Genomic DNA, 21,218 nt, shown 5'->3' with positions numbered 1-21,218 from the left:
AGTTGCGGGCCGCTTTCCATGTACCCGGGAGCGTGGCCTCACGCTCGACCAGGCGCGCGGTCTACTGCCCAGCCGCGCTCGTGGATTCGAGCACCGGCGGCTCGATGCCGAGGTCGCGCAGGCTGTTCCGGTACAGCTCAACGTTCGCGAGCTTGATGTCCTCGTAGCCACGCACGGTGTCGGCGAGCGCGGCGGCCTGCACCGCGCGGTCGTAGCCTGCGTCGTCGAGTGTGTCCGCGAGCGTCGTCACCATCTCGGTGTAGTGGGCGAGCAGGGTGCGCTCGACCCGCCGGACGTGGGCATAACCGAATGGATCGAACTTCGTGCCGCGCAACCGCTTTCCCTTCGCCAGCACCTTGAGCACGAGATGCCCGCGCGGCCCGATGCCGATCTTCTTCTTGCGGCCCATCGCCCGCAGCACCGGCGGGTGCAGCTTGTAGGTGAGGTTCGCCCCTTCGGGCAGCTGACCCGCGACCTCGTGCAGGAAGGCCGGGTCGACCAGGCGGCGGGCCACCTCGTACTCGTCCTTGTAGGCGGTGAACTTGTACAGGCCACGCGCCGCCTGCTCGCTGAACTCGGTGCGCTCGGTGGTGCGCAGCTGCGCGTCCCAAATGTGTTGCACGGTAAGCACATAGTCACGTGCGACGCGGACACCCTGGAAGCCGATCAGCTCCGCGGCCCGCAGTTCGACGAGCCGCCTGGTCTCACCCGTCGCGGTCAGGCCGTCGAAAAGATCCGCAGGGACCTTGATTTCGGCGCGCTCGGCCCGCGGGCGACCCGCCGCCGCGGCGAAGTCGTCCGGCCTGGCGACCGCGATCCGGCCCCAGCGGAACGCCGCGATATTGGCGTTCACGGCGACGCCGTTGATCTCGATGGCCTCCTCGATCGACGCCGCGGGCAGGCGCAGCCCACCGAGTTGGTACGCGGCGCCGACCATCAGGAAGTTGGCGGCCGCGGTGTTGCCGAACAGCACCTCGGCGGCGGCGAGCGCGTCGAAGGAACGCACCTCGCGCGACGCCTGCTCGAGCCTGGACAGCAGCACCGGTGTTTCCGGGTATTCGACGGCCTTGTCGTACACCATGTCCCCGGTCGGGGTCTTACTGGTGGACGCGACGGACAGGGTGGTCGCCTTCGAGCCGTAGGCCAGGTTCTTGTTGTCGGTGGCGGTCAGCAGGTCGAAGGCGATAATGCAGTCCGCCGAGCCCGGGGTCAGCCGGTTCGCGGGCTCCAGCGCACCGGTGGCGAACCGCAGGTGCGAGACGACCGGTCCGGCCTTCTGACTCAGGCCGATCTGGTCCAGGCTGGCCACCTCGTAGCCTGCCCGCAGCGCGGCGGTGGCAAGCACCTGGTTCACGGTGACGATGCCCGTGCCGCCGATGCCCGCGAGGAAGACGTTCTGTGTCGTCGTCAGCACCGGCTGCGGGAGATCGGGCAGCACCGCCGGGGCCGGACGCTGCGTTGCCTTGCGCTTCTTGGCTTTTGCGGGATCCGGCAGTTCCACCGTGACGAAGGACGGGCAGTCGCCGTCCATGCAGGTGTAGTCGGTGTTGCAGGAGGTCTGATCGATCCGGGTCTTGCGGCCGAATTCGGTGTCCACCGGCTGCACGGACAGGCAGTTGCTCTTTACGCCGCAGTCACCACAGCCCTCGCAGACCGCCTCGTTGATGACCACCCGGGTCCGGCGCGTCGGCAGGGTGCCGCGCTTGCGCTGCCGACGCGCGTCGGCGGCGCAGTGCTGGTCGTAGATGAGCACGGTGACGCCGGGCACCTCACGCAGCACGCGCTGGGCCTCGTCGAGCCGATCGCGGTGCCACAGCCGGGTACCCGGTGCGAGATCGCGCTTGCGGTACTTCTTCGGCTCGTCGGCGCAGATGATGATCTGCGCGACGCCCTCGGTGCTGAGCTTGTGGGTCAGCATCGGCACCGCGAGCGCGCCCTCGGCGTCCTGCGCTCCGGTCATCGCGACGACGTCGTTGTAGAGCAGCTTGTAAGTGATGTTCACCCCGGCCGCTATGCACGCCTGCACCGCGAGCTGGCCGGAGTGGAAAAACGTTCCGTCGCCGATGTTCTGGAACAGGTGCGGCACGTCGGTGAAGGGCGCCTGGCCGATCCACTGCGCGCCCTCGCCGCCCATCTGGGTCAGGCCGGTGACCTGGCTGTCCTCCCGGCCCGACATGGTCACCATGGTGTGGCAGCCGATGCCGCCGCCGGCCAGCGAACCCTCCGGCACCGCGGTGGAGCGGTTGTGCGGGCAGCCGCTGCAGAAGTAGGCGGCCCGCTTGGCGGGCAGCACGGACAGCGACAGTGGCTGCGGTAGTGGACGTTTCGTGTCCAGGTAGCCGTGCAGGGCGCGGCTGAGCGGTTTGGTGATGCGGCCGGTGGTGAGTTCGCCGTCCTGGCTGAACAGCGGGCGACCGGCGGCGTCGCGCTTGCCGATGATCTCCGGTGCGTCGGCCGTGCCGTACAGGATCTCCCGGATCTGGGTCTCGATGAAGGCGGTCTTGTCCTCGACCACCACGAGGCGGGACAGGCCCTTCGCGAACTGCCGAACACGCTCGGGCGCAATGGGAAACGGCATGCCGATGCGCAGCAACCGGACACCGGCGCGCATGAGCGCGTCGTCGTCCACGCCCAGATCGATCAGTGCCTGCCGGACAGCGTCGAAAGTGGTTCCGGTGGCGGCGATTCCGAGGGTGGCGTGCGGTGGGTCCAGCTCGATGACGTCGAGGTCGTTGAGCGTGCTGTACGCCTTGACTACCTCCCAGCGCGGGCCATATAGGTCCGCCTCGGCGATCACGCTGTCCGTCGGCGCCGCCATCGGCCGCTGCAGATAGTTGAACGGCCGTCCCTCCCAGGTGATCTCGGGGATGATGATGTCGATGTCGCCCGCGTCGCCGTCGACCGACCAGGCGCCGTCGGCGACATCGGCCACGATCTTCAGCGCGACGAGGCACCCTGAGGCACGCGACAGCGCGACACCGTGCAGGCCCATGGTGATGATCTCGCGGGCGTTGCGCGGGAACAGCACCGGAATGTTCATCGCGGCCAGGGATCGCTCGCTCACCGCGGGCACCGTCGAGGACTTCGAGGCCGGATCGTCGCCGACCAGCAGCAGCACACCGCCGTTGGCGTTGGCGCCGTACATGTTGGCGTGCCGCAACGCGTCGGTCGCCCGGTCCAGGCCGGGTCCCTTGCCGTACCAAACACCGACGACACCGTCGTGGGTAGCGGTACCCTTGGGCAGATCGGCCTGGCTCCCCCACACCGAGGTGGCGGCCAATTCCTCGTTCAAACCCGGGACAAACGAAATATCGTGCTCGGCAAGTACGTTGGGCATCCCGCCGAGCATCTTGTCCACGCCACCGAGCGGACTGCCCTGATACCCCGACACGAACGTGCCGACCCGGCGTCCGGCGCGCAGGTCACGCACGTGCTGTTCCACCAGTTGACGCGCGATCGCCTGGACCCCGGTGAGGACAACGGTGCCCGCACCGACGCGGTAGCGGTCGGCGAGGTCATAAGGCGCCGGAATCAGATCGTGATCGGCGAGCTCGGTCATACATCCACCCGTCCGGCCGGCGCCGATCGGGCGCCGCCTTAGTTGAGCACTTGATGCCCTTTACCCTGCCCTCGAAGGGCGGAATGAACAACCTTGGCTTTGCAAAATGAGCATCTTGCGCAATTTTACCCTCTGTGAATGGGCACACACTATGCACGATGTGAGGTTTGGTGTGACCCCCGCCACCACACCCGGATCGGCGCCGTCCACGGACCCACCCAGCAAACGGGACCTGGCTGAGGCAAACGTCGAGTGACAGCTCCGCGATGGCTCGCTCGACGAACCGCACGGCACGCGCCCAGCCTGAATTTCGAGAGCCATTCGCTATGACGAGCCATAAGCGAGGTGTCCGGCGCAGTGACCTTGGTCAAACGCACAGGAAATGCGTTGTGAATTGTCCAATATGCCGGACCCGGTTGCGCGCGGCCGAAGCCGCGACGCTACGTTCGCTGCGGATGGTGCCGCTTTCGCGGCCACCCACAGTCGTTGAGCCGAAAGGTGGTGTGCCGGTCCGACCTTCGGTTCGACTGTGAGGTCATGTCTCTCCGTCCACGTGGCGAACGATGACGTTCGCCGCGATTTCCCATGCAGTGGTGGTCCGTTCGAGTTGCCGAGGCGTTGTCGGGGTCGGTAAGTCGATAGGGGCCGATATTCGAAGGAAAACCGTGCACAGAGTTCCGTTCAGGATCGCGATCCTGGTGTTGAGCGTCGTCTCGGCCGGCCTGCTCGGCCTGCCCGCAAACGCCCAACCGCTCTATCCCACACCGGATCCGGATGTGTTCTACGCGGCGCCCGCCGACCTAGCGGCACTGAACCCGGGCGACGTCGTGCGCGCCCGCAAGATCGACACCGGCCCCTACGTCGGCACCATCGGCTGGCAGGTCGCGTTCCGGTCCACCAACTCGCAGAGCAAGCCGGTGATGGGGGTTACCACCGTCCTGCTGCCGATCGGCGTCAAGAATCCGCCACTGGTCTCCTACCAGGCGCTGATCAATTCCCTTGGCACCCAGTGCAACCCGTCACGCTCACTGTTCAACGGCGAGTTGCAGGACGCGGTCGGCGCGATGCTGCCGATCGGGCGGGGCTGGGCTGTTTCACTGCCCGACTACCTCGGCCCCACCTCCGCCTATGGCGCGGCGCGACTCAGCGGCATGATGACGCTGGACAGCGTCAAGGCCGTGCAGCAGGTTGCCGAGCTCGGCCTGTCCACTTCGCCTGTCGCCCTTGCCGGTTACTCCGGCGGTGGGATGGCCACCGCGTGGGCGGCCGCGCTACAGCCCACCTACGCGCCCGACCTGAAAATCACCGCGTCGATCGCAGGCGGCATCCCCGCCGATCTCGAGGAGATGGCGATGGCGCTCGGCTTCGCCCCGCACCCCGGCTTCGGGCTGGCGTTCGCCGCCGCGATGGGCCTCGAACGCGAATACCCCGACCGGCTCCCGGTGTCGGACCAGCTCAACGAAAACGGTTTGTGGTTCCGCGAATTCACCCATGACGCCTGCCGCCGGTTCCTGCTGTTCCACGGCGCGTTCCGCAACGCCGAACAGATGGCCGCCTCGAAGAGCCTGATGGACAGCCCGGTCGCCCACGAGGTGCTGCGCGAGAACAGCCTGCGCTACTTCGACGGCGTGCCCACCGTTCCCACCTACATCTGGCAGGGCCGCTACGACGAGATGACCTTCTTCCCGCCGGTAGCCGAAGTCGTCGACCGCTACTGCAAGGCAGGCGCCCGAGTCGAGTTCCACCCCTACGAAATAGCCGAACACTTGACCACGGCCGCCGCAGGCTTCGTCCAAGCCTGGAACTACGTAGAGGCCCGCTTCCGCGGCGAACCGGCCCCAACCACCTGCTGACCCCGATATCAACCGCTATGGGCCCTACCTCGCTGAGGTGGGGCCCATTGCGGTTGTGCGACCGCATCTTCCGCTTCCAGGACTGCCTCGCTCTGCCAATTGCCGCTTCTACCTGCATATTTCGCAGTGGTTCAACATCGAGGGTTGACATCGCGTGCCCGATAAGTGAAGCTTTGTGCAGCGCCATAGTTGCGCCTTCTTCCCGAAATTCACGGGAATCTCTTCATCCCAATAGTTTTCGAGCCGTGGTCTGCTGAGAACCATCCAGGCGTAACCAGCCGGATCGGCAGCACTCGCCCACGGTTGCGATGCATCTGCAAACGAAGCCTCGACCCTTTCCCGGGTCGGGGCTTCTCGCGTTTCTACCGACGCGGTCTCCAATCCGACAGTACGTGAGGTGTTTTGGCATGGCGGTGTCCGCATTGAATCCGGGGTTGCCTGCCCGGAATCCGCGACATTCAGGGCAGGTGGTGCGCGGTGGATCTGTCTTGGGTTCGTGAGCATGCGAACTGGCTCACCGCGCTGATCCCCACCCTCGGAGCGGAACCGGACCAGCCTGCCGCGCAGGACGGCAAGGTCGTGGACTTCCACGGCATGACACCCGACAGTGCGGCTCGCGCGGTCGGGCGGATCTTCGATGTACGGAGCATGATCGACGCCGTCCAGCGCCAGATCGCGCCGAAATCCGGTGTGCCGCAGGCACAAGCGATCGTAGATCCGCAGGCGTTCACCGATCTGGACGACCGCGGCAACCGCATTCCCAAGCCGGATACGGTGCCCAATCCCGTGGGTCCACCGCCGCCGACTCCTGCTGATCCGGAGTTGGCGAAACTGCCACCGGCGATCACGTCCGTCGATCCGTCGCAGAAGCCGACGGATCCGCCCTATTACTCCCAGGGTCCCGGGCTTGTGCCCGCGAAGCCAGAGCCGCCGCGATTCAGCTACGTCGACCCGCAAACCGGCGAGGTCAAGCCAATGAACCTGCCGGAATCCAAGCCTCAGCCCGGTGTTGTGCAGACTCCTGGCGGATCGGCGGCGGTCGACAACTTCGATGGCACCTCGTGGGAGCTCAAGCCGGTCAACCCGGACTCCCCCGATGCCAACTTGTCTCGCCATCTGATCTACAACGGCCCCGACGGCAAGCAGAAGACGTACACCGCCAACTACGGCCCGGACGGCAAGCTGCGCAACATCATCGATCCCGGCTCGGGTGCCTACGTCGACTTCGGTTACCAAAAAGGCGAACTGGTGATCACCGGGACCGGGACACTGGACCCGGGCCGGGCCTTGGCGACCACCGACGAGGTGGAGCAATTCTTCATGCTGGTGGTACCTCCCCTCAAGGGAGCCCGGCCCGTGATCCAGGGCGGCAAGGGCCTGTACAACCTTCTCAAAGATGACCCACAGGCCCCGATGGTGCCACCTCCGGTACCCCGCAACAGACCCGACACCAACCCACCACTCACGATCACGCCGCCCTATCCCGACATCCCGGAGATCCCCCACCTCCCGAATACCCCCGATCTCCCTGATATCCCCGGCGGCACCGACATCCCCGGCCTCCCGGACAAGCCCGAAATCCCTGACATTCCTGACGGTTCCCGGATCCCCGATCCCGGCGACAACGGTGGAGTACCGAATCCTGGCGCACCCACTGTCGTACCCGTGCCGGTACCGGCGCCAGGCACCAAGCCGCCGAGCGAGCTCCCCGGCCCGACCGAATTCGGCCCGGCCGATCCCGGAAATGCCGATGGCCAAGGGGAATTCCCCGGCCCGTCGGCACCGGAGATCCAGGGCGGCGAGGAGCAGTCGGGTTCGCGCCTACCTGAGGCGACAGGCCCCGACAATCAAGGATGGCCCGACGATTCGTTAGACGAGTACGAAGAACGAGAAAAGAAAAGGCTTGAGCGCGAGGCCGACGAGGCGTGGGGTGCTCGGCCCGAGCCCGAGCGTCCGCCACAAAGGCAGCCACCTCCTGCTCGTTACCCGAACCAATGGGATGGGACCAGCGAGGGACGCAAGGAATTCGGCACCCCAGATAGAATCGATCCCCTCACCCAATCGGATCTAATACATATCCTACGGAGAGACCCCAATCGGCCGGATCAAGGCGGGCACGGCTTCGGCAGCAACGTCCCGGGGAAGACCGTCTTTCCGAAGAGTTGGGGTGACCCTGAGGATGCAGATAAGCCCAGCGAACAGATTATCGATGCCATCGAAGATATCGCCAGAAATCCGGATTCCGTGCCGCGTTGGCAGCCAGATTTTCAGACATGGCTTGTCGAAGGAGTACGCGATGGAGTTCGGATCCACGTAATCGTGGACCCCCGCGGACACATTGTGACCGCCATACCAAAAGATGGTCCAGGTGTCATGCAGAACGACGAGAATGGTGTGCCGCAGCCGCTTCGATAGTATCGTTGAGAACCACTGGTGACCATGTTCACCAGACACTGAAGTAGGAGGATTCCGCCGTGGCTCGTAAAGGGCTCGAACTGCACGACAGATCGACAGACCTGTTAGAGCAGCTTGTAGATCGACTCCCGGCCGATGTGGTCGAGGAGTCGAGGATTCTGTTGTTCGGAGGTGAAGTCAGTCTCTTTATCGAATTGCTCACGGCTGCCCTGTTACGTCGCAGGGTACCCATCACTCCGAATGAATATGATCAGCTACGCGATTTATTGTTCGCTCCGACAATTCCGCTCCGCCACCACAAGTTCGTAAATAACCGCACGGAGGTGGTCGCGGGGTTTGTCGTCCGAGATACGTTGGCCGATGGCCCAACCTTCGCAGTCATTGCGAGTGAATTACCTGGTTTCGATGCTTTCGATTCGGTTGCCCTCCAGGATCTGCGTCAGCTCGAACTCGTCGAAAATAGTGGTCCTGCATCGTCGGGCTCATTCGACTGGGTTCTACTGGGATGGGCTAACGGTGTTCTCGAAATGGAGATCAATTCGACCAGACATCCAGACGCCTGGAATGCCAAGGACGTGCACGACCTAGTTTATGATTTGCGCATTCGTGACGCTATCGAAGATAGCCTTCCTCAGTTGAGCGAGGATCTCCGCCCTGCCGTCGAGAAATGGGTCGCCCAGTATGATCGCATCTACTCATCATTAACTGTCGATGACTCTCGCCGTTGGGTTGCCTTGAAGGGCCAGCGCCGCAGGGAGAAGTTGAATTGGTGGTGGTATCGCATTCCAGCCAGCGGACCGGTGGTCGAGGAATATCGCAGCTATATGGCCGGCTTCGAGGAATGGCGACGCAAACGGGACGCTGAATCCAGTGCGCAGGAAGATGGGCCAATGTGATCTTTCGCCGACGAGTGTAAATAGAGGAATCCGCCGTGTTCCAAAAAGAGATTGAATTGCATGACCGACTCGCCGGGCTATTGAATAAATTGGCCGATCGAAGGACTGTCGATGACGACGCAGCCGACCGCGAGTATTTTTCCGGAGGCGAACTGAGCCTAGTTGCCGAGGGGCATGTGGCCGGACTGGTCATTGAACGCATACCAATCACTCCGGATGAATATAAAGAAATCCGCGATGTACTGTTCATCTTCAGCCTCCCGGTTCGTCACGGTAGATTCATTAACAATCGCGACGAAGCCTTGGCGGGACTTATTGTCCGAGATACCTTGCCCGAAGGCTCTCCTTTTGTGATCATCGCGAGTGGACTTCCCGGCTTCGACGCTTTCGCAGCTGTAAGCCATGCGGCTCTGCGTGAACTCGAATCGATTGAGTACGAGGTGACCAGCTCTCCGAAAATATCGTTCGATCGACTGCTTTTGTCATGGGCGACCGACGTGTTAGATATGGAAGCCAACCCTACCCGTGCACCAGACGCATGGAATGCCAGAAAAGTCAGCGACCTGACATACAGCCTGTCGAGACGTGACACCATCGAAAGACTGCTGCCCGCGCTGAGCGAGCCGCTACGCTCCGCAGTCGATACCTGGCTCGCCGAATACGACCACATCTACACCTCGTTCACCGTCGACAACACCGACCGCTGGATCGCATGGAAAGGACGACGCGTCAGAGACGGCCTTAATTGGTGGTGGTATCGCATTCCGCCCAGTGGTCCGGTGGCCGAGGAATACCGCAGCTATATGGCCGGCTTCGAGGAATGGCGACGCAAACGAGACGCTGAAACCAGTGCGCAGGAAGAGGAACCAGCTAACCTTTCGTCGACGACTGCCGCCGAGTCCTCCGCGAAGGAAAACGACTGAGCCCGTGATGGCAAGTGGCCCCGGAGTCCAACTCCGGAGCCACTTTTCGCGCGGTGGGCGCGGTCAGCTGATGGAGCGGACCTGCTCCTCGTATTCGGCGCGGGTTTTTTCGTCGGCGGGATGTAGGGCGCGGTCGCCGTCGATGAGGCGGCGGACCAGGCGCATGGCGCGTTCGGGGGTGGCGGCCAGGGCTACGTCGATGGGGCCGAGGTAGCTAGGGACGGCAACCTCGGCCTTGCGGGTGGCGACGGTGCGCAGGATGGCGGCGGCGACGTCTTCGGGGTCGACGGTTGGCATGCCGTGGCCGAGGGTGAGGCCGGAGGAGAGGCGGGTGCGCACGGCCGAGGGCAGCACGCAGCTCACGCTGACGCCCTGCGGGGCGAATTCCAAACGGGTTGCGGCGGAAAGGCCTACGGCGGCGAACTTGCTCGCGTTGTAGACGGCGAGGCCGGCGACCGGGATCTTGCCCGCCAGCGAGGCGACGTTGATGATGTGGCCGTGGCCGCGCTCGATCATGCCGGGCGCGACGGCACGCATGCCGTGGATGAGGCCCCAGACGTTGATGTCCATGGTGGCCTGGCCGACCACGTCCGGCTCGTCGAGGAACGAGCCCGCTGGCATGACACCCGCGTTGTTGACGAGGACGTCGACGTGGCCGAGGTCGGCGATCACCTTGTCCCACTGGCCGCGCGAGCGCACGTCGAGCTCGTAGGATTCGACTCCTATTGCGGCAGCGGCGGTTTCGGCGGCGACGGTGTCGACGTCGGCGATCACCACCTCGGATCCCTTGGCCGCGAACAGTTCCGCGGTGGACTGGCCGATGCCGCGGCCGGCCCCGGTGATCAGGACGCGCGCGCCCTTCAGGTCGAAGCCGGGGTATCCGTGACCGAGAATTCTCATGCGAAGGCTCCTTGTTCGAGCGCACGGCGGGTGCTGCGCAGACTGTGCTGGAAGGTGTCGAGGCGGCGGCGGCCGTCCATGAAGTTGGGGCCCATCACCGCAAGGTCGTCGGCGGTGGCGTCGAGGCGAAGGACCTTGGTTCCAGTCGCGCGCAGCTGGGCGATCTCGGCATCGAGCTTGGCGCTCATACGGTTTCGCAGCTGCCGTTCGAGGAAGTGGCCGGCGCCGCTCGCGGGGATCTTCCCGGTCGAGGCCATCGGGGCGAGCACGACGAGCTCGTCCAGCTTTTCCGGGATCAGCAGATCGACCGAGGCTGTCGAACCGGCGCCACCATCGATGAAGCGGCGCCCGGCAATGGCTACCGGCGGAAACCAGCCCGGCACCGCCCACGACGCACGCAAGGCGGCACCGAGCGGCGCGACCGGTGCGTCGGGCGATCCGAACGGAACCCGTTCTCCCGTCGCGTAATCCATGCTGACCAGCCAGGTAGCCGGGTGCGCAACCCAGGAACGGCCGGGGTTCAGCCGCACGGCCAGCTGTTCCAGCCAACCCGCGTCACCGCCGCCTACCGGCAACAACCCACTGCCCGCGGTGAGCAACGCTTGCCCGGACTCGTTGCGGCGCAGCGGGAGTCGGAACGAGCCGAGTCGTGGACGCGGAACCGGCGGGAGACGCCCGGGGCCGGACCGCATGTGCGCCAACAGGATCGGATTCGTGGACGTGCCGTCCTGCATATCGACCAACTCGTCGACCGAGACGCCGCTGCCGAGCATGGTCACGTACTCCGCGCCGGCGGAAGTCCCGAGCAGCACGTCGGCCTCGCGGGGATCCCAGGCGAGCGCGTCCCGGACGGCGGCCAGCGCCGCGACGATCCACGCGGCGCCGAGCGTGCCACCACAGCCGATGGCCAGGCCGCGTCGCTGCGGCCCGTTGTTGTTACCCATGGTTCCACACACTAACAGCATTCAAATACCAGCGGTATCCCAAATCTCGCGGTACGTAGAATCACGGCATGGCACGTCTGACCCGGTCCGAGAGCCAGGCCCGCACCCGCGCTGACCTGATCGCCACGGCACGCGACCTCTTCCTGGCCGACGGCTACGCGAGCACCAGCCTGGAGCGGGTCGCCGAGGAGGCCGGCTACTCCAAGGGTGCGGTCTACTCGAATTTCCGCACCAAAAAAGAGCTCGGCCTCGAGGTGATCGAGCTGATCCACGCCACCAAATTCGACGAGGTGACCGACCTGCTCGCGGCGGGCGACAGCTTCGAGCAACAGCTGGAGCGGTTTCAGGAGTGGGCGGAACGGACCGTCGGCGACGTCGGCTGGACCATGCTCGAATTCGAGTTCGCGACCGTCTCCCGCGACGATCCGGCCTTGCAGGCGGCGCTCGTGTCGAGCCTGAGTGTGGTGCGCGGCGCGGTCGCCGCGCAGGTGCAAACGCTGGCCGACACGATGGGCATCGAGCTGCCGGTGCCCGCCGAGGACGCCGCGACGGGCATCCTCAGCATGGGCATCGGCCTCGGCATGCAGCGCGCCATCGACCCGTCGATCCCGGCCCGGCTGATCACCGACGCCGTCCGGCTGCTCGTCACCCTCGGTGCCGGACCGCTTGCCGCGAAAAGCGCCGTCACGCCGTGAAGTGCAGGGTCCATTCGCCGCGATAGTGCAACCGGGTGACGCTGCCCGGTGGAATGTCGATCCGCCAGAACGATTTCGGCGGCGCGTCCAAGGTCACCAGCAGGGCCGCGCGGATGACGGCGGGATGGGTGACCGCGATGGTCGACTTGCCCTCCGACGCGATCTCGGCCATCCAGTACCTGGTTCGCTCGATCACATCCACCACGGATTCGCCGCCGTGGCCGCGGAACATCGGGTCGGTGAGCCAGGCGTAGAGCTCGTCTTGGGGCACCGACATCAGCGCTCCGCCACGCCACGCGCCCGCGTCCAGGTCGCGAAGCCGGGTGTCCTCGTCACCGGGCAGGCCTAGCAACGCGGCCGTCTCGACGGTCCGCCGCTCCGGTCCGGTGAGCACCCGGGGCGCGGCGAGCGGCGTGCAACCGGAAATCGCCCGGCGGCCGGCTTCGGTCAGCGATTCATCGACTGGAAAACGTGCCTTCCGCATCGCCTCGGTCATGCCATGGCTGACGAGGTCGAGTCTGAGCACCTTTTGCACTGTTCCGCCTCTCCGAGTATTCAGGCCAGGCTCAGGTGCCACGACAGTAGCGCTGGCGGCCGTCGGTGAGGAGCGAAAGGGTTACCCCCGTACCCCATGAGTTACCCATATACACCCGAGATCAGCGGCCCTCGGCTGCGTCGGCCTTGTTGTCGGTGCCTCGGTGCACACTGATGTCATGGCTCAGTTCTCCCCCGCTACCCAGGAGTGGTTCGACGGTGCCTTCCCGGCGCCGACCGCCGCCCAGCTGGGTGCGTGGGAGGCGATCGCGGCGGGCGAGCACACCCTGGTGATCGCCCCGACCGGGTCGGGTAAGACGTTGTCGGCATTCCTGTGGGCGATCGATCAGCTGGCCACCCGCGAGAAAGCGACGGAGCAGGCCGGGACCTCGGTGCTGTATGTGTCGCCGCTCAAGGCGCTCGCGGTAGACGTTGAGCGCAACCTGCGGGCGCCGCTGGTTGGTGTGACGCAGACCGCCAAGCGGCTCGGGCTCGATCCGCCCGCCATCACGGTCGGGGTTCGGTCCGGCGATACCAGCGCGTCCGATCGGCGATCGATGCAGCGCACGCCGCCGGACATTCTGATCACCACACCTGAATCACTGTTCCTGATGCTCACTTCCGCGGCCAAGGAGACGCTGCGGAACGTGCGCACGGTGATCGTGGACGAGGTCCACGCGATCGCCGGTTCGAAGCGGGGTGCGCATCTCGCGCTGTCGTTGGCCAGACTCGATCAATTGACATCGGCGCCGCGCAGCGACTCGATGGAGGGTGGTGGCCGGGCGACGGGTGGGCCGGGAAGACCCGCGCAACGGATCGGCCTGTCGGCCACCGTGCGGCCGCCGGACGAGGTCGGCCGGTTCCTGGTCGGCAACGCGCCGATCACCATCGTCTCGCCGCCCGCGCCGAAGACCTTCGACCTGTCCGTGCGGGTTCCGGTGGCGGACATGACCGAACCCGGCGAGTCCGATCAACCCGGCTCGATCTGGCCGCACGTGGACGAGGCCATCGTGGATCTGGTGCTGGAACACCGCTCTTCGATCGTGTTCGCGAATTCGCGCAGGCTGGCCGAGCGGCTGACCGCGCGGCTCAACGAGACCTATGCGGCCCGGCTGGGCGAACCGGTGCAGACCGAGCACAAGCCGCCTGCGCAGCTCGGTGCGTCGACCGAGGTGGTGCACGGTGCGGGCCCGCTGCTCGCACGGGCGCACCACGGATCGGTGAGCAAGGAGCAGCGCGCGCTCATCGAGGACGATCTGAAGAGCGGGCGGCTGCGCTGCGTCGTCGCGACCAGCAGCCTCGAGCTCGGCATCGACATGGGCGCGGTCGATCTGGTGGTGCAGGTGGAGGCGCCGCCGTCGGTGGCAAGCGGGCTGCAGCGAATCGGGCGGGCCGGGCATCAGGTCGGCGAGATCTCGCGCGGGGTGCTGTTCCCGAAGCACCGCACCGATGTCATCCACTGCGCGGTGGCCTCGCAGCGAATGACCGCCGGACAGATCGAGGCGATCCAGATCCCGGCGCATCCGCTCGACATTCTCGCGCAGCAGACGGTGGCCGCGTGCGCGCTGGAATCGATCGATGTCGACGCCTGGTTCGACATCGTCCGCGGTACCGGAAGTTACGCGGCGCTGCCGCGCTCGGCCTACGAGTCGGTGCTCGACCTGTTGGCCGGACGGTACCCGTCGGACGAGTTCGCCGAGCTGCGACCGCGACTGGTGTGGGATCGGGACGCGGGCACGCTCACCGGGCGCCCCGGCGCGCAGCGGCTCGCGGTGACCTCGGGCGGCGCAATCCCCGACCGTGGCCTCTTCGCGGTCTACATGGTCGGCGAAAAGGCCTCGCGGGTAGGCGAACTCGACGAGGAGATGGTTTACGAGTCGCGAGTCGGCGATGTGTTCGCGCTTGGCGCGACGAGCTGGCGGATCGAGGAGATCACCTTCGACCGGGTGCTGGTGACGCCCGCGTTCGGCCAGCCGGGCCGACTGCCCTTCTGGCACGGCGACGGATTGGGCCGTCCCGCCGAACTCGGTGGGGCGCTCGGCGAATTCGTGCGGAAGGTCGGCCAGCACCCGGAAAACCTGGAAAAGCTCACCGGCGCAGCTGGTTTGGACGCGTTCGCGACCGCGAACCTCGGCACCCTCCTTGACGAACAGCGGACCGCGACCGGCCATCTGCCCACCGATAAGACGCTGGTGGTGGAGCGGTTCCGGGATGAGCTCGGCGACTGGCGACTGGTGCTGCACTCGCCCTACGGGCTGCCGGTGCACGCGCCGTGGGCGCTGGCGATCGGGGCCAGGCTGCGCGAACGGTTCGGCGTCGACGCCGCGCCGAATGCCTCCGACGACGGCATCGTGGTGCGACTGCCCGATACCACCGACGATCCGCCCGGCGCCGAGTTGTTCGTCTTCGAACCGGACGAGATCGACGACATCGTCACCGAACAGGTCGGCGGCTCCTCGCTTTTCGCGTCCCGCTTCCGTGAATGCGCGGCGCGGGCACTGCTGCTGCCGCGGCGCGACCCCGGCAAGCGTGCCCCGCTGTGGCAGCAGCGGCAACGCTCGGCGCAGCTGCTCGATGTGGCGCGCAAGTTCCCCGACTTTCCGATCCTGCTGGAGACGGTGCGCGAATGCCTGCGCGACGTCTACGATCTGCCGTCGCTGCGCGACCTGCTCGGCCGGGTGGCCCGCCGCCAACTACGCCTGGTCGAGGTGGAGACGGCGACGCCGTCGCCGTTCGCCAATGCCCTGCTGTTCGACTACATCGGGCAGTTCATGTACGACGGGGACAGCCCACTGGCCGAACGCCGCGCGGCCGCGCTGTCGCTCGACTCCGGCCTGCTCGCCGAACTGCTCGGCCGGGTGGAACTGCGCGAACTGCTCGACGCCTCGGTCATCGAGCTGACCGAGCGGGAACTGCAGCGGCTCACCCCGGAACGTCATGCCCGCGACGCCGAAGGACTCGCCGACCTGCTGCGCCTGCTCGGACCGCTCACCGCCGCCGAGGCCGCCGAACGCTGCGTCGACGATCCCGCCGAGTGGTGCGCAGAGTTGGTGAAATCGCGTCGTGCCCTGGAGGTTACGTTCGCGGGCCGCAGCTGGTGGGTGGCCGTGGAGGACGCGTCCCGGCTGCGTGACGCGCTCGGCGTACCGCTGCCGATCGGCACGCCAACGGCCTTTATCGAACCCGTCGCCGACCCACTCGGCGATCTGGTCGGTCGATTCGCCCGTACGCACGGTCCGTTCAGCACCGAGGCGGTCGCCGCGCGCTTCGGCCTCGGCACCGCCGTCGTCGCCACCGCGCTGCATCGGCTCATCACCGAAAAACGGATCGTGGAGGGCGAATTCACGCCGGGTGCGGCGGGCTCCGAATGGTGCGACGCACAGGTGCTTCGCCGCCTGCGCCGACGCTCGCTGGCCGCCGCGCGGCATGAGGTCGAGCCGGTATCGACGGCCACCCTCGGCCGCTTCCTGCCGGCCTGGCAGCACATCGGGACCAGTGAACTCCGCGGTGTCGACGGTGTCGCCGCCGTCGTGGAACAGCTTGCGGGCGTGCCGATCCCGGCCTCGGCCTGGGAGTCGCTCATCCTGCCCGCGCGGGTCCGCGACTACTCCCCCGCCATGCTCGACGAGCTGATGGCCACCGGCGAAGTCCTCTGGTCCGGCCACGGATCGATCACCGCCAAGGACGGCTGGGTCGCGCTGCACCTGACCGACCAGGCCCCCTTCACCCTGGCACCGCCAGACGACATCGAACTGTCCGAGGTGCAGCTGCGTCTGCTCACCGCACTCGGCGCCACCCTCGCGCCCCCCTCGGCCGCCGCCGAGACGCCCAACCCGACGCCGGTGCCGCATGGCGGTGGCGCGTACTTCTTCCGGCAGCTGTCAGATGCGACCGGTTTGCTCGACGACGCTCAGGTGGCGGCGGCACTATGGGAATTGGTCTGGGCCGGAATGGTTTCGGGCGATACGTTCGCGCCGGTGCGGGCCATGCTGTCCGGTACCGCGCGGACCACGACCGCCCATCGGACGCCGCGCCGGGCACCGCGCGGGCGGGCTTATCTGCCGCGCCCGAGCATGCCGACGCGATCCGGGCCGCCCGCGGTGGCGGGGCGATGGTCGCTGCTGCCGGAGCGGGTGTCGGACAACACCGTTCGAGCACACGCGACCGCGGACATGCTCTTGGAACGGTATGGCGTGCTGACCAGGGGGTCGGTGCAGAACGAGGGCGTGCCCGGCGGTTTCGCGCTGATGTATCGAGTGCTCACCGAGTTCGAGGACCGGGGCCGTTGCCGCCGTGGGTATTTCATCGACTCACTCGGTGGCGCGCAATTCTCCACCACCGACGTGGTGGATCGGCTGCGGTCGTTCGACCCGGAGCGCAGCCGTCCCGGCGAGACCCGGCCGCAGACCGGCAAGGCGCTCGCGTTGGCCGCGTGCGATCCGGCCAACCCCTACGGTGCGGCGTTGACCTGGCCGAAAGGTGATGGCGACGGCGGCCATCGCCCCGGGCGCAAGGCCGGTGCGCTTGTCGTCCTCGTCGACGGCGACCTGGTGCTCTACCTCGAACGCGGCGGCAAGACCCTGCTCACCTTCACCGAGGATCCCGGCGCCCGCCAGTCCGCCGCCCAAGCCTTGGCCGAGCTGGTCCGCAATCGCCGCGTCGACTCCCTGGTCATCGATCGGGTCGACGGAGAAACCGTGCACGGCAACACCTTCGCGGGCTTCCTCACCGAAGCGGGGTTCTCCGCGACACCGCGCGGCCTGCGCCTGCGGAGCCGTCCGTGAGCCGACGCAACCCGACCGGCTCAGCGAGGTGGGTATCACCAGTGAGTGAACGGTCCCGCTGGGCGAACCTCGGGATGCGGCATGCCCGAGGGTGACACCGTCTACCTGACAGCCGCGCGACTGCGCGCCGCGTTAGCGGGTAAGACGTTGACCGGCAGTGACTTCCGGGTGCCGCGGTACGCGACCGTCGATCTGCGGGATCAAGTCGTGGAAAGCGTCGGCAGCTACGGTAAGCACCTGTTCATCCGGACGCCGACGGTCAGCATCCACACGCACCTCAAGATGGAGGGCACCTGGCGGGTCTTCCACTGCGGCCAACGCTGGACCAAGCCGCGGGTCACCGCCCGGCTGGTGCTGCGCACGGACGAGGTCGAAGCCGTGGGATTCTCACTCGGCAAGGTGGAAGTGCTCCGCGCCGCCGACGAGCACACGGTCATCGATCATCTCGGACCTGACCTGCTCGGGCCGGATTGGGATGCGACCGAGGCTGTTCGCCGACTGGAACGATATCCGGAGCAGCCGATCGGCGTCGCGCTGCTCGACCAGCGAAACCTTGCCGGTATCGGCAATATCTACCGGAGCGAGGTCTGCTTCCTGCGCCGCGTCCATCCGGCCACCCCGGTCGGTCAGGTGCCCGATCTGCTGGCGCTGGTAAACGAGGCGCAGCGGATCATGACCGAGGCCGTGCGGAAACCACCACGGCGCGAACTGATATACGGCCGCACCCGCCGTTCCTGCCAAAGGTGCGGTACACCCATCGCATCGCAGCTACTGGGCGAGTCCGCACCCGCTTCGGACCGGATCGCGTACCGCGAACGCGGTATCTACTTCTGCCCACACTGCCAGCCGATCCCTGGCGCCTGAGCCAAGTCTGCTTGCAGAAAGTCCGGCAATGGACCAAGCCCATTGGTTCGCCGCACCGAATCAATTGTGCAACCGAACCAACCGCTCGGCGTGCCCACCGGCTATTACCCGCCCACCACTGTAATTTGCCACTCAGTTGCTAATGATCGGCGCGCTCGGCACGACTACATCCGTGGCAGTCACGACACAGCACAGGAGCAGGCCATGACGACGGTATCGAGATCGGGCAGACGACCGCTCCTCGCGATCGCCGGCCGCCTCTTCTTCGCCGCGCTGGCCACCATGGCCACCGTGCTCTTCAGTTACCTACTGCTCCACCCGAATTCGACTGCCGAGACGCCGGGAACACCGCGGCCGCCGATCTCCTCGGTATCGCCGCGCCCTTGACGAAGTGACCCCTCCCACTTAACTTACAACATGTAAGTTGATGAGGAGTGTGGCATGAACGATCCACGGCAATACGTGGTCATCGGCGGCGGACTGGCCGGCCTCGCGGCCGCGGTCTGGCTCGCCGAGGCGGGCAAGAAGGTCACCCTGCTGGAGCGCCGTGGCCGACTAGGCGGCCGCACGCACGCCATGAAGGTCGACGCGGTCGACGACCTCCCGGACAACGGCCAGCACGTGATCGCCAGCGGCTACGAGCACCTGTTCCGGTATCTCACCAGCGTCGGCACTCGGCAGTACGTCGCCTTCCCGCACCATGCCACGCTGCGCTGGCCCGACGGCCGCAGCGTCACCATGAGCACGAAGGGCCTCGGCGCGCTGCGCACCCTGGCCGGCGCGCATCCCGACGCCAATCCGCTCGAACGGGTCCGCGCCGCCGTCGCCACCCTCCGGCTCGGCTGGCAGTGCCTGCACCAGCCCGCCGATCTGCCCGACCTGACCACCGAGCAGTGGTTCAACCGCGTCGGCATGCCCGCGAAAGCCCGTGAGGCACTGTGGGATTGGCTGGCCCTGGGGGTCGCCGCCGAGCCGGTGCAGCAAGAGTCGGCGAAGGTACTCGCCGATGTCATGGCCACCGGCATCCGCATCGGCATCAAACACCGTCGTCCCGCTACCATTGGCTACCCCACCACCGACCTGGATACCCTCTACGTCACCGGCGCGCTGAAAGTCTTTGCGCGACACGGGGTCAAGGTTCAGCATCGCGCGGTGGCCCGCCGGATCAACATCTTCGACGGCCGCGTCACCGGGGTGGCGCTGGCCGACGGCAGCACCGTCCCCGCGGACGCGGTGGTGTGCGCGGTGCCGAACTCCAACGTCAACGGCCTGCTCGACGACCTGCCCGAGCACGCCGAAATCTACGCGGCCGCAGACAAATTGGGTTACACCCCGATCGTCAGCACCAACCTCTATCTGGACCGCCCGCTGGGTACCACGGCCGAATTCGAGGCGCTGATCGGCGGCACCGGCGTGATCGACGAGGTCTTCGACCGCCAGCGGATGACCGGCCGCAAGACCGACCAGGCCTGGCTGTACTGCCTGACCACCAGCGGCGCCTACGCACAGATCCACAAGACGAACGAGGAGATCGTGGCCGAGCAGCTCGAGCTGCTGCGCCGCTACTACCCCGCCGCCAAGGCCGCGAAGGTGATTCAGGGGCACGTGGTTCGGATGCCGAAGGCGACGTTCTCGCAGGTGGTCGGCACGCACGCGCTGCGACCCGAGCAGCGCACCTCGGTGCCGACGCTGGTACTCGCGGGCGACTGGACCGCCACCGACTGGTCGGCGACCATGGAAAGCGCAGTACAGAGCGCGGCCAGGGCGGTCGATCTGTTGCTTGCGCTACCGTCGGTGCGGTGAGCACGGATCGCGCCACGTCCGAGTACGTCGCCCAACCCCTGACGGACAAGCCACTGACCACCGAACCCGCGACCGGCCAGCCGACGCCCAAGCGCCGCATGTCGGCGGTGGACCGGCGGGCTCAGCTGCTGGACGTCGCGCGCGACATCGTGGCCGCCGACGGCTTCGGCGCGGTCAGCATCGACCGGGTGGCGCGCGAATCCCAGGTCGCTCGTGCCCTGGTGTACCAACAGTTCACCGACCTGTCCGGCCTGATGACCGCGCTGCTCGACCGCGAGTCAGCGATCGCGCTGGCCGGGGTTGGCAGCGTCGACTGGTCCGACACGGTCGACGTGGATCAGGTCGGTCGCGGCATCCTCGCCTACCTACATGCCGCGCCGACCAGTTGGCGAATCATCCTCAGCCCACCGGACGGCGGCCCGCCGGGCCTGCGCGACCGGCTCGAATACGGCCGGGCCTACGCGCGGGCGATCGGCGCACGACACCTCTCCCGCTATGCGGGCGTCACCGTCGACCCGGATGGTCCGACCGAGCGAATCCTGCTCGCCGCCTTGGAGGAACTGGCCAGGCTGCACCTCACCGATCCGGCGAAGCACCCGGACGAGATGGTGCTGCGCTATATCCGTTCGCTGGTCGGCTGGGCCATGCGCCTGGAAGCGCCCCGCTGACCTGCCGCGTCACCCAGCATCACGAAAATCTCACGGACAGCTTGGTTTTCTGTTCTCCAGGCGCGGATCTCGCGCCGGGGAGAAAGGAAAACACATGAAGATCAGCACCCTGCTCGCGGCCGTCGCGCTCTCGGCAGGCCTCGTCGCCGGAGGGTCGGCGGTGGCCAACGCGGAGACGATCTATGTCGGCACGTACGGCACCGAAGCGGCCTGCCGGGCGGACGGCTCGAACGCCCCCGCGCACCCGGACTGGACGTGGTGGCAGTGCCAGCAGACGCCCACCGGTGAGTGGGATCTGTACTACTCCAGCAACTGATCACACCTGTCGTGCCGGACCGCCATCCGGCCCGCTCCGATCCGTCATCCCGGCGGTCGCCCGG

At 66.6% G+C, this 21,218-nt stretch carries 15 protein-coding genes; 11 read left to right on the top strand and 4 right to left on the bottom strand.

Annotation, left to right across the window (positions count from 1 at the left end; genetic code table 11):
• Window positions 1-61: 61 nt before the first annotated feature.
• Window positions 62-3,559: an indolepyruvate ferredoxin oxidoreductase family protein gene (locus ACIA8C_RS26695; protein ID WP_397139242.1), complete on the bottom strand. Its 3,498-nt coding sequence runs from the start codon at window positions 3,557-3,559 to the stop codon at window positions 62-64.
• 698 nt (window positions 3,560-4,257) lie between these two features.
• Between ACIA8C_RS26695 and ACIA8C_RS26690 the strand changes: the two genes are divergently transcribed.
• From ACIA8C_RS26690 to ACIA8C_RS26675, 4 genes are all read left to right on the top strand, one after another.
• Window positions 4,258-5,412, top strand: a complete 1,155-nt coding sequence (locus ACIA8C_RS26690; protein ID WP_397139626.1) for a lipase family protein — start codon at window positions 4,258-4,260, stop codon at window positions 5,410-5,412.
• Between the two features lie 648 nt (window positions 5,413-6,060).
• Window positions 6,061-7,827, top strand: coding sequence for an EndoU domain-containing protein (locus ACIA8C_RS26685; RefSeq protein WP_397139240.1), 1,767 nt, complete (start codon window positions 6,061-6,063; stop codon window positions 7,825-7,827).
• Between the two features lie 59 nt (window positions 7,828-7,886).
• Window positions 7,887-8,723 (top strand): hypothetical protein, encoded by an 837-nt coding sequence (locus ACIA8C_RS26680; protein WP_397139238.1) that lies wholly within the window; start codon window positions 7,887-7,889, stop codon window positions 8,721-8,723.
• Window positions 8,724-8,758: 35 nt separating this feature from the next.
• A complete protein-coding gene (locus ACIA8C_RS26675; protein WP_397139236.1) occupies window positions 8,759-9,646 on the top strand; it encodes a hypothetical protein in 888 nt (295 codons plus the stop codon).
• Window positions 9,647-9,709: 63 nt separating this feature from the next.
• Here ACIA8C_RS26675 and ACIA8C_RS26670 read toward each other — a convergent pair whose 3' ends face one another.
• On the bottom strand, window positions 9,710-10,546 hold the full coding sequence (locus ACIA8C_RS26670; RefSeq protein WP_397139234.1) for an SDR family oxidoreductase: 837 nt from the start codon (window positions 10,544-10,546) through the stop codon (window positions 9,710-9,712).
• Window positions 10,543-11,490: a patatin-like phospholipase family protein gene (locus tag ACIA8C_RS26665; RefSeq protein WP_397139232.1), complete on the bottom strand. Its 948-nt coding sequence runs from the start codon at window positions 11,488-11,490 to the stop codon at window positions 10,543-10,545. The genes ACIA8C_RS26670 and ACIA8C_RS26665 overlap by 4 nt, the downstream gene beginning before the upstream one ends.
• 68 nt (window positions 11,491-11,558) lie before the next feature.
• Between ACIA8C_RS26665 and ACIA8C_RS26660 the strand changes: the two genes are divergently transcribed.
• Window positions 11,559-12,185, top strand: a complete 627-nt coding sequence (locus ACIA8C_RS26660) for a TetR/AcrR family transcriptional regulator (protein ID WP_397139230.1) — start codon at window positions 11,559-11,561, stop codon at window positions 12,183-12,185.
• Here the strand turns inward: ACIA8C_RS26660 and ACIA8C_RS26655 are convergent.
• Complete coding sequence (locus ACIA8C_RS26655; RefSeq protein WP_150404323.1) at window positions 12,175-12,720, bottom strand: histidine phosphatase family protein; 546 nt, start codon at window positions 12,718-12,720, stop codon at window positions 12,175-12,177. The genes ACIA8C_RS26660 and ACIA8C_RS26655 overlap by 11 nt on opposite strands.
• A gap of 178 nt (window positions 12,721-12,898) precedes the next feature.
• Here ACIA8C_RS26655 and ACIA8C_RS26650 point away from each other — a divergent pair, with 178 nt between their 5' ends.
• From ACIA8C_RS26650 to ACIA8C_RS26625, 6 genes are all read left to right on the top strand, one after another.
• The gene (locus tag ACIA8C_RS26650) at window positions 12,899-17,503 is read left to right on the top strand and encodes an ATP-dependent helicase (RefSeq protein WP_397139228.1); all 4,605 of its coding nucleotides are present in this window, start codon (window positions 12,899-12,901) and stop codon (window positions 17,501-17,503) included.
• An 81-nt stretch (window positions 17,504-17,584) separates the two neighbouring features.
• Window positions 17,585-18,367 carry a DNA-formamidopyrimidine glycosylase family protein gene (locus tag ACIA8C_RS26645; protein WP_397139226.1) on the top strand — a complete coding sequence of 261 codons (783 nt, stop codon included), beginning with the start codon at window positions 17,585-17,587 and terminating at the stop codon, window positions 18,365-18,367.
• A gap of 204 nt (window positions 18,368-18,571) precedes the next feature.
• Window positions 18,572-18,754, top strand: a complete 183-nt coding sequence (locus ACIA8C_RS26640) for a hypothetical protein (protein ID WP_397139224.1) — start codon at window positions 18,572-18,574, stop codon at window positions 18,752-18,754.
• A gap of 54 nt (window positions 18,755-18,808) precedes the next feature.
• Window positions 18,809-20,170 carry a hydroxysqualene dehydroxylase HpnE gene (gene hpnE, locus ACIA8C_RS26635; RefSeq protein ID WP_397139222.1) on the top strand — a complete coding sequence of 454 codons (1,362 nt, stop codon included), beginning with the start codon at window positions 18,809-18,811 and terminating at the stop codon, window positions 20,168-20,170.
• A gap of 98 nt (window positions 20,171-20,268) precedes the next feature.
• Window positions 20,269-20,838 (top strand): TetR/AcrR family transcriptional regulator, encoded by a 570-nt coding sequence (locus ACIA8C_RS26630; RefSeq protein ID WP_397139624.1) that lies wholly within the window; start codon window positions 20,269-20,271, stop codon window positions 20,836-20,838.
• Between the two features lie 94 nt (window positions 20,839-20,932).
• Window positions 20,933-21,154 (top strand): hypothetical protein, encoded by a 222-nt coding sequence (locus tag ACIA8C_RS26625; protein ID WP_397139220.1) that lies wholly within the window; start codon window positions 20,933-20,935, stop codon window positions 21,152-21,154.
• The last annotated feature ends 64 nt before the right edge of the window (window positions 21,155-21,218 follow it).

Origin of the sequence: Nocardia sp. NPDC051321, assembly GCF_044455225.1 — a bacterium.
GTDB lineage: Bacteria > Actinomycetota > Actinomycetes > Mycobacteriales > Mycobacteriaceae > Nocardia.
The sequence above is the reverse complement of the archived record's forward strand: the minus strand, read 5'-3'. Positions and strand labels throughout refer to the sequence as shown.